This is a genomic window from Marinobacter sp. 1-3A, from assembly GCF_016597775.1.
Taxonomy (GTDB): domain Bacteria; phylum Pseudomonadota; class Gammaproteobacteria; order Pseudomonadales; family Oleiphilaceae; genus Marinobacter; species Marinobacter xiaoshiensis.
This window is the reverse complement of record NZ_VCGZ01000001.1, coordinates 658,576-673,332: the sequence shown is the minus strand read 5'-3', so window position 1 is coordinate 673,332 and position 14,757 is coordinate 658,576. Positions and strand designations below refer to the sequence as shown.

Sequence of the window (14,757 nt, the reverse complement as noted above, 5' to 3'; positions counted from 1 at the left end):
GCAGCACCGCTCATTTATAGTGCCCCGGAATATTCACCCCAGAACACCTCTGCCGGTGTCCGGTAACCCAGCCGTTTCCTGGGTCGGTTATTCAGCTGCTCAACCACTCGATTGATATGAGTTTGGGACAGCTTGGCGAAGTTCGTCCCTTTCGGGTAGTACTGGCGTAGCAAACCATTCGTGTTCTCATTGGTGCCTCGCTGACCCGAGCAATACGGATCACAAAAATAGGCGTCCAAGTTCAGCGCTTTGGCCATGTGTTCATGCTCTGAAAACTCACTGCCGTTATCCAAGGTCAAAGTTTGAGCCGCGCCCCGAATCGGCTGCAGAAGACGAATCACGGTTCGCGCTGTCTGTTTGGCCGTGAACTCGGGTAGACGACCTGCAAGCAAGTAGCCGCTCCGACGCTCAACCAGAGTTACTACACCAGATTGCTTGTGGCCCTGAAGAACTGTGTCGCCTTCCCAGTGCCCCAGCGCGCCGCGGCTTTCAACTTCTTCCGGGCGATGTTCAATGCCCGTGCGATTGGGTATTTTGCCTAAGCCTGCATCCTTGGCATTGCGCCTACGACCGCGGCTGTTTCTGTGCCGGCAATAGCGCCAGAGATTGCCGCCGCTGAGCCGGTCACGATGGATCAGATCATAGATCCACTGGTGACTGACACGAACCGGCGTCTTCATGCGATTCATGAAGCCGGCGATCTGTTCAGGGCTCCAGTGTTGCTTTAATCGTGTGCTGACCCACTCTGTCAGCCACTGCAATCTTTTGTGCCATTTAAAGGCTCGGCTGCGCCTGGCGTTCGACTGTTGCTGCGCGTGCTCGGGGTCATAGCCCGAGGTGCTGTTTCGCCTTAACTCACGGCTAACGGTGCTGCTGTGGCAACCGATTATTCCGGCGATCTGTCGTTGGCTTTTGCCGGCCACACGCAAGGCCGAAATCTGATATCGTTGTGTCTGGGTCAGTTGTCGGTACTTCATCACTGCTTCACTTTGGTCGGTAAAGTCCGTGAGGGTACCGGCAACGGCCCTCCCATCTCTACCTGGTTACACCAAAGTGCTGCAGTTATTATCTGAATTCACGAATAAAATTAAATCTATGTTTGGTTCTCGGTTTAGGTTATGTATAGCTCCGTTTTATATCTTACTTTTTTTTCTGCGCTATTGATATTTTTGGTCTCAGTTTTTAACTTGAGAGGCGTTAAAGATAGCTCCTTTTCTTTATCTGTTTTTGTGGTCGTTCTGTACTCGATTTTTCTTGCAAGTAGGCCAGTTGAATTTGGGACGGATACTGAAGCGTACCTGCGCGCATATAGGGGCGCGACAGGGTTGATTGGGTTTGAAGTAAGTAATAACTTTGAGCTTGGTTATAATTTGCTCATGTCTTTCTTTAAGCAAATTGGATTTAATTTTCCTTTGTTTGTGTTTTTTTCAAGCGCTATTTTCCTATTTGTTGTTGTGGTCTATTCCAGGAAGCTGAAGGTTAATGAGTTTTTTGTGATTTCTTTTGTTGTGCTTAGCTCTACATTGTTGAGCCTGTATTCTAATATTTACCGACAAGGGTTGTCATTAAGTTTTATTTTCGCTGCATCATATTACCTTTATAAGTCGAAGTACTTTGGTTTTTTTGTTGCTGGCGTTGCTGCTTCTCTTTTTCATGTAACCTCTATAGCATTTCTATTGATTTTAATGTACTCTAAAATGCTTCATAATAGAAAATTTTATATTGTTCTTCCTGCTTTGGTTTTTTTATTTTTTGCGGTTGTTTTTGTTTATCTGAATGTTGGTTTTGTTTTATCTGTTTTTGAGTTTTCCGGCATTACTGGTAAAAGTCACGATAGGCTTGAGACGTATCTTTCAGATAATAGTTCCTCCGGAGTTGGTGTTGGGGTTCTGTTAAGTGCGATGCTGCTTGTTTTGTCCTTGTTAATGTTTCGTAAATTGCGGGGCCGCGTCCGAGTTGAGATGAATGGGGTTGAGTATGATGTGAATATTATTAGATATGTTTTTTATGTTTGTCTTGGCTCACTATTTTTTTATGTTGTCTTTAGCGGGTTGGGTGTTATCTCCAGAATTTATTCTTACTCTATAATTTTTGAGGCTATCCTCTCTTTTTTTGTTTTTTCTTTCTTTTTAAGAGGAGGTTATTTGTTAAGTGTTATTATTATGATGGTCTTGTTGTTTGGCATCGCGGTTAAGTTTCTGTTTCCTATTTACCTTTATTTTTTTTAGTTTTATTTTTCTTCAGTATGAGTTTTCTGGAGTTAAGCGGTTCCGATAATGAATTTAAATTCATATTATATCGCAATTAAGTGTTAATCTTCTGGGTGTAAAAATCGATATCGTTCAGCATGGCTACGTTGTTTTTTCCGACTCGTATGGTGGACATTGTTTTCAAGCTTGAGGGGGATGTTGTTGAGCCGGTTAAAATTGTCTCTTTAGTTAACGTTAATGAAGCATGTAAATATGGTATGTCGCCGCTTAACGAGTCACAAACCGGTACCTTTGATGCCATTGTTCTTGCTGTTAACCATGACCAGTACCGAAATATGGTAATTGATGCCATCCGGGCGTCGGTACGGGTAATCATGTGCTTTGCGATTATGAAGTATCTATTCTCCGCAGAAGAAATCGATTTGAGGCTGTAATCATGACTGCATATCAGAACTTAATAGTTGAAATGCCGAGGCAAACCAAAACTTGGCTGGTTACTGGCGTAGCAGGCTTCATCGGCTCCAACCTACTGGAGCACCTGCTCAAACTTAATCAACGAGTGGTCGGCCTGGACAACTTCGCCACCGGCCACCAAAGCAATCTCGATGAAGTTCAGTCCCTGGTCTCGCCAGAACAGTGGTCTCGCTTCACCTTCATCGAAGGCGATATCCGCAACCTGGAAGATTGCCAGCAAGCCTGTGAGGGTGTGGATTATGTGCTTCACCAGGCCGCACTGGGTTCGGTGCCCAGGTCTTTGAATGATCCCACCACCACCAATGCAGCCAACATCACCGGTTTTCTGAACATGCTGGTCGCAGCGCGGGATGCGGGGGTGAAGAGTTTCACTTATGCGGCGTCCAGCTCTACCTATGGCGACCACCCGGCGTTGCCGAAGGTGGAGGAGAACATTGGCAAGCCGTTGTCGCCTTATGCGGTGACCAAGTATGTGAATGAGCTGTATGCAGAGGTGTTCGCCCGCAGTTACGGCTTCAAGGCTATTGGCCTGCGTTACTTCAACGTGTTCGGCAAGCGCCAGGACCCCAACGGTGCCTATGCCGCGGTTATCCCGAAATGGACTGCGGCTATGGTCAGTGGTGAAGATGTGTTCATCAACGGCGATGGCGAAACTAGTCGGGATTTCTGCTTCATTGAAAATGCCGTTCAGGCCAACCTGCTTGCCGCTACTGCGGATGAATCTGCCAAGAATGAGGTCTACAACGTGGCGGTTGGAGATCGCACCACGTTGAATATCTTGTTCGCCTCATTGAAAGAGGCATTGGCAGAGAACTGCGTCGTTTATGAGAAAGAGCCAGTGTACCGCGATTTCCGGCCGGGAGATGTGCGGCATTCCCAAGCAGACATTAGTAAGGCAACCAGTAAGCTTGGGTATGCGCCGGAATATCGAATTAGAGAAGGAATTGCCAAGGCTATGCCCTGGTATCTAGATCACAAAAGCTGAATTTCCTCACCCTTAGTAACTTGCCACGTCTATCAACGGATTTATTTTATGAAAAAAATCGCAATCATCGGCCTCGGTTACGTGGGCCTTCCTCTGGCTGTGGCGTTTGGTGAGAAACGCGAGGTTGTTGGTTTTGATATCAATGCTAAGCGCATTGCCGAGCTCAACAACGGCGAAGACTTCACTCGCGAAGTAACACCAGAGGAGCTGGGTGCAGCGCCTCAATTATCGTTTACTGATTCGCTGGATGACATTGCAGACTGTACGGTGTTCATTGTGACAGTGCCTACGCCTATCGATGACTTCAAAACCCCAGACCTAACGCCGTTGATAAAGGCTAGTGAGAGTGTGGGCAAGGTGTTGAAGGCAGGCGATATCGTAATTTACGAATCTACGGTTTATCCCGGTGCCACTGAGGAAGTGTGTGTGCCAGTATTGGAGCGGGTGTCTGGCTTGAAGTTCAATGCGGATTTCTATGCGGGTTATAGCCCGGAGCGGATTAACCCAGGGGACAAGGAGCATCGCGTAACTACAATTATGAAGGTTACCTCTGGCTCTACTTCAGCCATTGCCGATGAAGTGGATGCCCTATACGCGGACATCATTACCGCCGGTACCCACAAGGCTAGCTCCATCAAAGTAGCAGAAGCTGCCAAGGTGATTGAGAATACCCAGCGAGATCTCAACATTGCCTTAATAAACGAGCTCGCGATGATCTTTGCCCGGTTAGGGATTGATACCCACGAAGTGCTAGCTGCAGCTGGTACTAAATGGAACTTCTTGCCGTTCAAGCCCGGCTTGGTAGGCGGCCACTGCATTGGTGTGGATCCGTATTACCTGACCCATAAGGCTCAGGCTATTGGCTACCACCCGGAAATCATTCTTGCAGGACGCCGGGTAAATGATGGCATGGGCCCTTATGTGGCGGCAGAACTGGTCAAGGCGATGATAAAATCAGGCCACACTATAGCCAAGGCGCGTGTACTGATAATGGGCTTCGCTTTTAAAGAGAATTGCCCGGACTTGCGCAACACCCGAGTAATTGATGTGGTGAATGAGCTGAAGGAATTCGGCTGTGCAGTTGATGTAACTGATTGTTGGGCTGACAGCGCTGAGGCAGAGCACGAGTATGGAATCAGCCTGACCGAACAGCCAGGGCAGCGCGAATACGACGGTGTGATAGTTGCAGTACCGCATAAGGAATATGCTGCGATGAGCTCGGATGATCTTCGAGGTTATCTGAAAGATGACGGAGTGCTTTATGACCTCAAGGGTTTATTGCCTCTGGGAGAGGCGGATTTGCGGCTTTGATTAAAGCTCCAACTAGAATTTTGTTCGTGGTGAATGCGCCAGAGTTTTTTCTGTCGCATCGCCTGCCCATAGCTCAAGCTGCGAAAACTGAAGGCTATGATGTGCATATTGCCTCGGCATTTGGAGCAAAGGTCGGCGAAATTGAAAAGCAGGGATTTACCCACCATGTTGTACCATTCGCAAGGAGGGGGCAAAACCCACTCAGTGAGCTGAAAACGATATTGAAGTTAATTGCATTGTTTCGCAGTCTCAAGCCGGACTTGGTTCACCTTGTCACCATTAAACCGGTTGTATACGGGGGTATCGCAGCACGATTCTCTGGCGTGAATGCTGTCGTGTCTGCTGTTTCTGGGCTGGGTACGGTTTTTCTTGCATCTTCAATTGCGGCAAAAGCCCGCCGGTGGTTGGTCAAACGATTGTATGCGGCAGCATTTAAGCAGAAAAGGTTCGCTGTTATTTTTCAGAACCCGGATGATCGCAACACTTTGCAAAGCCTAGTTGCCTTGGAACTTGCTGATACACGAATGATCCGCGGTTCTGGTGTGGATCTGGATGATTACCCTTGTCTGCCTGAGCCTGAGGGCAAGCCGGTTGTGGTCATGGCGGCACGCTTATTAAGCGATAAAGGCGTTTTCGAGTTTGTTCAGGCTGCGCAACTATTAGTTGAGCGGAGCGTGCCTGTGACCATGCGTCTTGTAGGATCGCCAGACCCTGGAAATCCAACAAGTGTCTCCAAACCTGATCTAGAAAGCTGGAAGCAAGCCGGGGTGGTTGAACTGCTCGGGTATCGTAGTGATATTGCTGAGCAGTACGCGGCAGCCAATATTGTCTGCTTGCCATCTTATCGGGAAGGATTGCCAAAAAGTCTTGTCGAAGCCGCTGCTTGTGGTAGAGCCGTAGTGACGACCGATGTGCCAGGCTGTCGCGATGCAATTACTCCTGGTGTAACGGGGGTAGTTGTTCCTGCAAAAGATCCTGTAGGGCTAGCTGATGCTCTACAGTCCCTTATCCAGAACCCAGAGTTGAGGCATAAAATGGGGCGGGAAGGCAGAAAACTCGCTGAAGAGGCGTTTGCGATTGAGCGTATTGTGGCGCAGCATATTGAGATCTATCGAGATTTACTGAAGCCATGACGAATAGATTGCGGATTCTTGTAACCGGTGCGAATGGATTCGTGGGCGGGGCGCTTTTTCACCGTTTTTGCAATGACCCAAAACTTGAATGTGTGGGCGTTGTGAGATCAGGCTCCGTGCATGTAGATGCGATAGAGAATATTGTTGCCATTGGGGATATGGATAAGCCCGTAAATTGGTCATCCGTACTTTCAGGCCAAGACGTTGTTGTGCACACAGCAGCCCGTGCCCACATAATGAAAGACGAATCCGCTGATCCTCTTTCGGCTTATCGAGCGGTTAATTCAACTGGCACGCTCAACCTAGCCCGGCAAGCTGCCGCGGCAGGTGTAAAACGCTTCATCTTTATAAGTTCGATTAAAGTGAACGGTGAGCAAACCGCCACAGACCAACCTTTCTACTCGCAGGACACACCCGCACCCGAAGATTTCTACGGTATTTCCAAGCACGAAGCAGAGCAGGGGTTGCGGAAACTGGCAACCGAAACGGGTATGGAAGTCGTTATTATCCGACCTCCTCTTGTATACGGCCCAGGTGTGAAAGGCAATTTTGCCAGTATGATAAAGCTGGTTGGCAAAGGTTTGCCATTGCCTTTGGGTGCTGTCCACAATAAACGCTCCTTGGTTGCTTTGGATAATCTTGTTGATTTGATCATCACCTGTATAGGTCATCCTGGCGCAGCCAATCAAACGTTTCTGGTTAGCGACGGTGAGGATCTGTCTACAACGCAACTGCTTAAAGGTGTTGCTGAAGCCATGGGCCGACCCTCAAGGCTTTTACCTGTTCCCGCAGGTTTGATTCAATTTGGCGCGACACTCCTTGGAAAAAAGACCGTAGCCCAGCGCCTATTAGGATCTCTTCAAGTTGATATCAGCCATACCCAGAAGACGTTGAACTGGACGCCACCCTTAACGGTAAAGCAGGGCTTGCAGCGCTGTTTCCCAGACCATCAGGATTGAAGCTGTGATTCGTTTATTGGATTTTATATTTTCGTTGCTGGGATTGGTGTTTGGTTTTCCGGTTCTGCTCATCCTGTATGTGATTGGTTTGTTTGACACAGGCTCTCCGGTGTTCAAGCAACAACGAGTTGGGCGGGCTAAAAAGCCTTTCACTTTGGTGAAGTTCCGTACCATGTCCGTAGACACTGCTTCCGTAGCCAGCCACTTGGCAAGCAGTTCGTCCATCACCAAGTTTGGTCATTTTCTTCGGAAAACTAAGCTGGATGAACTGCCCCAGCTATGGAATGTGCTAAAAGGAGAGATGAGCCTAGTGGGCCCGCGCCCCTGTCTGTTTAGTCAGGAAGAGTTAATTTCAGAGCGTGAAGAGCGCGGAGTGCTAAAGGCTCGCCCGGGTATTACCGGTTTGGCACAGGTAAACGATATTGATATGTCTACGCCAAAACTGTTGGCGGAAACGGATGCCAAAATGCTGGCCAGCTTGAATTTAGCGGCCTACTTCAAATACATTCTTATGACCGTTTCAGGCAAAGGTTCAGGCGACCGGGTGCCAAGCAAGGATTGAGCCTCTAATTATGTACAAAATCTTCAACACCACCCAAGAAGCATCCCACTACACCGCACAACGCCTTTTAACCCGGATTCAATCCAACCCATGCGCAAACCTGGGCTTGGCAACCGGCAGCACCATGGAGCCCGTTTATCACCGGTTGTTGGAGTGTTTACAGCGCCAATCTGTCGATCTGTCCCAGCTCACTACCTTTAATCTGGACGAGTATATTGGGTTGGGTGGGGAGCATGCTCAGAGCTACCGCTATTACATGCACCAACATTTGTTCAACAAACTGAGCATCCCGGAAGAGAGAATAAATCTTCCAGATGGCAAAGCTATGGATGTTGATCGGGCATGCAATACCTATTCTGAAGCAATCCGTGCAGCAGGCGGGTTGGATTTGCAGCTCTTGGGCATTGGATCCAATGGTCATATTGGCTTCAATGAGCCTGGTACCTGTTTTTCCAGCCGAACCCATGTAATTGAGCTGTCTGAGCAAACTCGACTGGACAACGGTCGCTTTTTTGTCGATAAGAAGGAAGTGCCCACCCGCGCAATCACTATGGGCATTCAGGATATTCTGGAAGCTAAAGAGATTATTCTGTTGGCGACGGGCATGAAAAAAGCGGCCATTATGGCGGATTTGTTCCACAGTACTGTGGACGAGGCTTTGCCGGCATCGGCGTTGAAGCAACACCCTGATGTAACGATAGTATTGGATTGCGACGCTGCCTCTTTACTTCCACAGCATGCGTTTAATGGAGTTGTGGGTTTGGGGGAAGGAGTTCGACTATGAGGGATTACGCATAATATGTTTACGCAATTCTTGGGCCTGCCCCGTTTTCAGAAGCGACTTGTTTCCCTTTCGGTAGATGCCGTAGCGCTCTCATTTGCCCTTTGGGCGTCTTTTGCGTTGCGTTTGGAAGAGACGCTTTGGCTGCCCACCAAGGGACAGCTTCTGATCACTGCCCTTACGGTTGTCTTCACCTTGGGCGTTTTCATTCGCCTTGGCCTGTACCGTGCCGTTGTCCGTTATATGAGCGATCGGGCGTTTCTCACCATTATTACCGGTGTCGGCATTTCGGCTCTTTTGTTGATTCTCCTGGGTTACAGCCTGCAAGTTCAGATTCCTCGCTCTGTTCCTGTGATTTACGCCGCTCTAGCCTTTATTTTCGTTGGCGGGAGCCGCATGGGCGTGCGGATGCTGGTGCATCACACCACCAACCGTGGCAAGGAGTGTGTGGCCATTGTGGGTGCCGGTGAAACTGGAGCTCAGTTGGCCAAAGCACTGCAGCAGGGTACCGAGTATCACCCGGTGGCGTTCATTGGCTTGATACCAGCCAACCACAAGGCTCTGATCGCAGGTTTACCCGTGTTTGCTCTGAGCCATCTGGAGCAGGTGGTGCGAGGGCATGGCGTAAAACGTCTACTTCTGGCACTGGATGCGGATGAGAAGATTGACCGCCGCAAGCTCCTTAATCAGCTGGAGACTTTGAAGCTGCCGGTTCAAACCGTGCCCTCCATGAGTGAATTGGTGGCGGGCCAGGCCCGTATTAACGATATCCGCGACCTGGAGCTTGAAGACCTTTTGGGGAGAGACCCCGTGCGCCCGGATAACGCGCAGGTGGCGGCCAGTCTGTATGGCAAGGCGGTGATGGTAACCGGGGCAGGTGGCTCCATTGGTTCTGAGCTTTGCCGGCAGATTATTCACCATCGGCCTCGAGTGCTGGTGTTGTTTGAGCAATCCGAGTTCTCCTTGTACGCCATTGAGCGCGAGCTGCAGGCCATTAACCGGATTGACGGGTTGAATGTGGAGATTCATCCTCTGCTGGGCAGTGTCGTGCACCGCCGCCGCTGTGAAACGGTGATGCGCAGCTTTGGCATTCAAACCGTTTACCACGCAGCTGCCTACAAGCATGTGCCATTAGTTGAGCACAATGTGATTGAAGGTGTTCAGAACAACGTGTTCGGCACCTTGCACGCGGCAGAGGCAGCCATTACGGCGGGGGTTGAGCGCTTTGTTCTGATTTCTACCGATAAAGCCGTGCGGCCAACAAACGTGATGGGCGCAAGCAAGCGCATGGCGGAGTTGGTGTTGCAGGGTTTGGCGCAGCGCCAGAGTAAAACGATTTTCTCCATGGTTCGGTTTGGTAATGTGTTGGGGTCGTCTGGCTCTGTGGTGCCGCTGTTCCGCGATCAGATTCGCGACGGCGGGCCTATTACGGTTACCCATAAGGATATCATCCGCTACTTCATGACCATCCCCGAGGCCAGCCAGCTGGTGTTGCAGGCAGGCAGCATGGGCCGTGGGGGTGAGGTGTTTGTGCTGGATATGGGTGAGCCGGTGAAAATTGCTGATCTGGCTCGTAAGATGATTCACCTGATGGGGCTTATGGAGAAAACGCCAGAGCAGCCTGAGGGTGATATTGAAGTTGTGTTTACCGGGTTGCGCCCCGGTGAAAAACTCTACGAGGAATTGCTCATTGGCGACGATCCCCAGGGCACTTCCCACCCTCGTATTATGATGGCCCGAGAGGTATCCATGCTCTGGGAGGAGCTGGAGGTCGTGCTCAATAAATTGTCCCGTGCCAGCCAGGATTTTGATTGCCGTTTGATTGTCGACACCCTGAAAAAAGCGCCGACTGGCTTTGCGCCCAATGGCGATGTGGCGGATTTGGTGTGGTGCAATGGCAAACAGATTGGACCGCTGGATGGGGAGAGCACCGGAAAGGTTCATCGTTTGCCAGTTTAGTAAGGGGATGCCCCCTCTCCCCCGGCCCCTCTCCCGCGGGGGGAGAGGGGAGCTAAATACAACAAGGATTGTTGAGCATGATTAACATAACCCACCACGGCGCCACCACGGGCGTTACTGGCTCCTGCCACGAACTTACCTTAGGTTCTGAGCAGGGCGCCTCAGCTGGTATCCTGATCGACTGCGGCCTCTTCCAAGGGCAGGAGAAAGTCGAGGGTGCCAGCGCTTCTGATCTCTCCGTCGATTTCCCCATTGAGCATATCTGTGCCCTGGTTGTAACCCATGTGCACATCGATCATGTAGGCCGTATTCCGTATCTATTAGCGGCGGGGTTTGAGGGGCCAATTATTTGTTCCGAGCCTTCCGCCATCATGCTTCCGGAAATTCTGGAAGATGCGCTGAAGATCGGCTTCACTCGAGACAGGCAGCTGATTGAGCGAGTGCTCGGGCTGATTCGTTCCCGGCTTGTGCCTGTGCCTTATGGGCAGTGGCATGAGGTATTTGCAGAATCGGGCTGTTCTCTTTCGGTACGATTGCAGCGAGCGGGGCACATTCTGGGCTCGGCCTATGTTGAGTGTGATGCAGTTTCAGGTGATGAGCGCGAGCGGATAGTATTCAGTGGTGACTTGGGTGCGCCCCATGCGCCTTTGTTGCAGGAACCTGCCTCACCTGAGCGGGCAGATCGCCTGGTGATTGAAAGCACCTACGGTGATAAGGACCACGAGAGCCGGGAAACTCGGCGTTATCGCTTGAAGGCCATTCTGGAGCGGGCTTTGGCGGATGGTGGCACGGTTTTGATTCCAGCGTTCAGTATTGGCCGTACCCAGGAGTTGCTCTACGAAATTGAGGGGCTGATACACGAGTTTGGAAATGACTGTGTAACTGATGGACTGGCCTGGAGTGATTTGGAAATTGTGGTGGATTCGCCCCTGGCGGCGGAGTTCACTGGTATTTATCGTCAGTTAAAGCCATTCTGGAATGCAGAGGCGGCTGATCTGCTTCGGCAGGGCCGGCACCCGCTCTCGTTTGAGCAGCTAACTGTGATTAATTCCCACGAGAATCATTTAAACGCAGTGGACTATCTTGCCCGCTCCCATCGCCCCTGTGTAGTGCTGGCGGGTTCTGGTATGTGTGCTGGGGGCAGGGTGGTTAATTATTTGAAGGCTATGCTTGGTGAAGCCAGAAACGATGTGTTGTTTGTGGGTTATCAGGCAGCGGGCACACCCGGGCGGGATATTCTTACTTATGGCCCCCGTGGCGGTTGGGTGGAGCTGGATGGCGAGCGGTTTGATATACGGGCAAGCGTTCACCAAGTGGGTGGTTACTCAGCACATGCTGGCCAATCGGATTTGATTCGCTTTATTGAAGGCATTCCCGGTAAACCTGCTGAGATTCGTATTGTGCATGGTGATGCATCTGCAAAACAGGTGCTTAAGCAGCGCCTTGAGTACCTGAATTATCCAAGTGTTTTGATACCAGATTAAATTTACATCAAATCTATATTGCGATGTATTAACGGTTATTAAATGAATAGTCTTTGCCATATATAAATCTATGACTTATTATGCCTCTGTATTTTGGCAAGCCCTTAAGCTTGCGTTTGAATTGACGCGGTTTAAGTTCTGGAGCCCACAGAAACTATAAGGTTTTATTTCCATGGCAAAGATTAACGATTACTATCAGAAAAAGCAGCTAATGGAACAGCTTGCAAACGAGATCAACCAGCTGGAGCAGGACCAGTCTCTGAAGCGCGAACTGGCCTTTGAAAGCAGCATTCGTGAGCTCATGGAAGAGTACGACAAGTCGCCGAAGCATGTGCTCCGGATTTTGGCCGCGATTGATCCTTCTATCGCGACCGAAAAAGCACAAGGCAGCACTGGCACTCGTGCCAAGCGCCCCATGAAAACCTACACCAATCCGCACACTGGTGAAGTGGTTAAGACTCGTGGCGGCAATCACAAAACGCTTAACGAGTGGCGTAAAAAGCACGGTAAAGAAGCGGTGCAGAGCTGGCAGCAAGACTGATCAGCCAGAGATATAAAAAAGGGGCCGGATGATTATTCATTCGGCCCCTTTTTGTTTGCACTAATTGATGATTCTACTGTGATCCCTAATCTGGCGAATCAAGGTTTTCGTAAACAATTACCCGGTTTCTGCCGCCTTTCTTTGCTGCATACAGAGCTTCATCTGCCTGCTGCATCCAGGTCATGTGATTTTCCGGGCTGCCACTTAATTGCGAGATTCCCACGCTTACTGTGTATCTGATGGGGGCCACACTGGTTTGCACAATGCTCTGTTCGATACTCTCCCGAATTCGCTCACATATAATGCGGGCCCCTTCGGCATCGGTTTCTGGCAATATAATGCCAAACTCTTCACCACCATAGCGGCCAATACTATCGGATGATCGCAGGCACTCTCTCGCTGTTCTCGCGGTGTGTTTGATCACCTCATCCCCAGCCAGGTGGCCATGAGCATCGTTTACCTTTTTAAAGAAGTCTATATCAAACATTACAAGGCAGGTTGACTGGCCATAGCGGCGGAAGCGCTCAAACTCCGCATCCACCAGGTTCTCCCAGGTACCGCGATTCAGCAACCCGGTTAATCGGTCGGTCATGCTGAGTTTGGCCAGCTGCTCATTCGCTTGTTCCAGGGCGCGTTTGCCGGTGGCTATATCGGTTACGTCGTACACCATGATGCAAATCTTCTCCACCTGCCCGGTGCTGCCTGAAAGCGGGCTGATGGTGAGGTTCTGGAACATATAATCTTCCGTTCCGGTAATAGGGCGGGTATTGCGAAACTGGAACAGGTAAGGCCGTTGCTCCCAAGACGTGAAGGCGCGGGTGTTAAGCAATGTTACGGCATCTACCTTGCGTTTCAGCCAGGCTTCCGGAATGTCGGGGAACAGCTCGAAAATCAACTGATTGCGTGTTTTGCTGGCAGTAATACCACTGTGGTTTTCCATAAAGCCGTTCCAGGCTTGTACACGAAAGTCCAAATCCAGCACCACAAGGCCAACCTCAACGGATTCCAGCATATCCACCAGCCAGTGGAAGGATTGGGCTTCAAGTTCGTTTATGGCCATGGTTTAGTCCGCCAGATATTGGAGACGTTGCTCAAGGAAGGGCACAGAATCTTCCGTAAGCAGCACCAGCATGTCGCACTGAATGTTCCTGTCTTCCAGGGTGTAACTGATCTCAATACACAGGAGTTGCTCCTCCCGGGAGTTCTGGTGCTCAAGCAAATCTGTGATCTGCCGGTGTTGCCCAAGCACGCTGGGATGGCTGAGGCTGAGTTCGAGATCCAGTTGATCACCTATGCCCTTGAGAAAGGCGCCAAACAGTATGCTCGACATATCCATCAGCACTTCCACGTTTACCGATTCACCTTCAATGCTCTCGTAATGGAGCAAATCCGCCATTTCACGAAAACTTGCATCAGCGAATAGCAGAAGCGCCTCCCCGGCAACCCCGGCACCGGTGAAACCTTGGCATACGGCGGAATAGGTGTCGCTGTCGTGGGCCGCAGAAATAGCCATGTGAAGCTCGGAGTTGGCAATAAAGGCCACCTTGGGGATGGGCTGCTTGACAAAGACTCGCAACAGTCGGGCGAGCAAGTCTGACGACCGCCCCATGGCGACGTTCGCGATTTCCTGCAGGTAGTCGTTCAGTGAAACTGAAATTTCCTGGGTTTGCGAGATATCGTCGGGTGTGAGGGTGCCATCGCTAAGCGCGGTGTTCTCAAGCTCCCCAGGGCGGTAGAACCCGTATTCTGCGAGCAGGCTGAGGACAACCCCCATATCTGTGGGCTTTTTTATAAAATCGATCGCACCAAGCTTGCGGACCCGCTCCCGCGCTTCGGGCTGGATGTCGCCAGACACTACGATGGTCATGATGGGGAGGTCTTCGGCCAGAACATGCTCCAGAACCTGGTAGCCGTCCATCTCCGGCATGTTCAGATCGAGAAACATCAGGTCGGCTTCGCCAGCGCGTAGCTTATCTAGCGCTTCCAGGCCGTTATTGGCAAAAAGGATGGTGTCGGCTAGCCCGGCAGGGAGCGCGCGGGCCATTTGTTTTCTGGCTAGGGCGGAATCATCGCAGATAAGAATGCGGGTGGTCATGATTGTGCCCGGAAACGATTGAATAAATATCCATTGATTATAGCATTGCGCCAAAATATGTACACGTAAACGACACCTTTTAGCTGCTTCAAATTGATGAAATGTAATGAATTGTTATTCAGGTTTGTGACTGAGCACACTTCATTGGCCTTGGGGCCTCCGATATAGTGGCGTTTCGGCAATTAAATAAAGATGTAAATTGCAAGTATAGGCTGTCTGCCTGCAGCGGTAAAATCGAAACTGACAGTGATTGACCCGATTAA

General features: G+C 50.3%; 14 protein-coding genes. 11 read left to right on the top strand and 3 right to left on the bottom strand.

From position 1 onward, the window contains the following. Nucleotides 1-14: 14 nt before the first annotated feature. Nucleotides 15-977, bottom strand: a complete 963-nt coding sequence (locus tag FE848_RS03040) for an IS30 family transposase (protein ID WP_068351505.1) — start codon at nt 975-977, stop codon at nt 15-17. A 141-nt stretch (nt 978-1,118) separates the two neighbouring features. Here FE848_RS03040 and FE848_RS03035 point away from each other — a divergent pair, with 141 nt between their 5' ends. The 11 genes from FE848_RS03035 (at nt 1,119) to FE848_RS02985 (ending at nt 12,399) form a co-directional block, all read left to right on the top strand. Next, nucleotides 1,119-2,228 (top strand): EpsG family protein, encoded by a 1,110-nt coding sequence (locus tag FE848_RS03035; protein ID WP_200201241.1) that lies wholly within the window; start codon nt 1,119-1,121, stop codon nt 2,226-2,228. A 239-nt stretch (nt 2,229-2,467) separates the two neighbouring features. Next, nucleotides 2,468-2,644, top strand: a complete 177-nt coding sequence (locus FE848_RS03030) for a hypothetical protein (protein WP_200201240.1) — start codon at nt 2,468-2,470, stop codon at nt 2,642-2,644. Nucleotides 2,645-2,646: 2 nt separating this feature from the next. After that, nucleotides 2,647-3,669: an NAD-dependent epimerase/dehydratase family protein gene (locus FE848_RS03025; RefSeq protein ID WP_200201239.1), complete on the top strand. Its 1,023-nt coding sequence runs from the start codon at nt 2,647-2,649 to the stop codon at nt 3,667-3,669. Nucleotides 3,670-3,717: 48 nt separating this feature from the next. Continuing rightward, nucleotides 3,718-4,980 (top strand): Vi polysaccharide biosynthesis UDP-N-acetylglucosamine C-6 dehydrogenase TviB, encoded by a 1,263-nt coding sequence (gene tviB / locus FE848_RS03020; protein ID WP_200201238.1) that lies wholly within the window; start codon nt 3,718-3,720, stop codon nt 4,978-4,980. Then, on the top strand, nt 4,977-6,113 hold the full coding sequence (locus FE848_RS03015) for a glycosyltransferase family 4 protein (RefSeq protein ID WP_200201237.1): 1,137 nt from the start codon (nt 4,977-4,979) through the stop codon (nt 6,111-6,113). The genes tviB and FE848_RS03015 overlap by 4 nt, the downstream gene beginning before the upstream one ends. Nucleotides 6,114-6,121: 8 nt before the next feature. Next, a complete protein-coding gene (locus FE848_RS03010; RefSeq protein ID WP_413785002.1) occupies nt 6,122-7,072 on the top strand; it encodes a UDP-glucose 4-epimerase family protein in 951 nt (316 codons plus the stop codon). A gap of 4 nt (nt 7,073-7,076) precedes the next feature. Next, entirely contained in the window at nt 7,077-7,634 is a 558-nt protein-coding gene (locus FE848_RS03005) for a sugar transferase (RefSeq protein ID WP_200201235.1), read from the top strand. A gap of 10 nt (nt 7,635-7,644) precedes the next feature. After that, on the top strand, nt 7,645-8,418 hold the full coding sequence (gene nagB / locus FE848_RS03000; RefSeq protein WP_200201234.1) for a glucosamine-6-phosphate deaminase: 774 nt from the start codon (nt 7,645-7,647) through the stop codon (nt 8,416-8,418). Between the two features lie 15 nt (nt 8,419-8,433). Continuing rightward, a complete protein-coding gene (locus FE848_RS02995) occupies nt 8,434-10,374 on the top strand; it encodes a polysaccharide biosynthesis protein (RefSeq protein WP_200201233.1) in 1,941 nt (646 codons plus the stop codon). Nucleotides 10,375-10,451: 77 nt separating this feature from the next. Then, the gene (locus FE848_RS02990) at nt 10,452-11,858 is read left to right on the top strand and encodes an MBL fold metallo-hydrolase RNA specificity domain-containing protein (protein ID WP_200201232.1); all 1,407 of its coding nucleotides are present in this window, start codon (nt 10,452-10,454) and stop codon (nt 11,856-11,858) included. Between the two features lie 172 nt (nt 11,859-12,030). Then, nucleotides 12,031-12,399, top strand: a complete 369-nt coding sequence (locus FE848_RS02985) for a histone-like nucleoid-structuring protein, MvaT/MvaU family (protein WP_200201231.1) — start codon at nt 12,031-12,033, stop codon at nt 12,397-12,399. An 85-nt stretch (nt 12,400-12,484) separates the two neighbouring features. Here the strand turns inward: FE848_RS02985 and FE848_RS02980 are convergent, their stop codons facing one another. Both FE848_RS02980 and FE848_RS02975 read right to left on the bottom strand, forming a co-directional pair. After that, nucleotides 12,485-13,459, bottom strand: a complete 975-nt coding sequence (locus FE848_RS02980) for a GGDEF domain-containing protein (protein WP_200201230.1) — start codon at nt 13,457-13,459, stop codon at nt 12,485-12,487. Between the two features lie 3 nt (nt 13,460-13,462). Further along, a complete protein-coding gene (locus FE848_RS02975) occupies nt 13,463-14,494 on the bottom strand; it encodes a response regulator (protein ID WP_200201229.1) in 1,032 nt (343 codons plus the stop codon). Between the last annotated feature and the right edge of the window lie 263 nt (nt 14,495-14,757).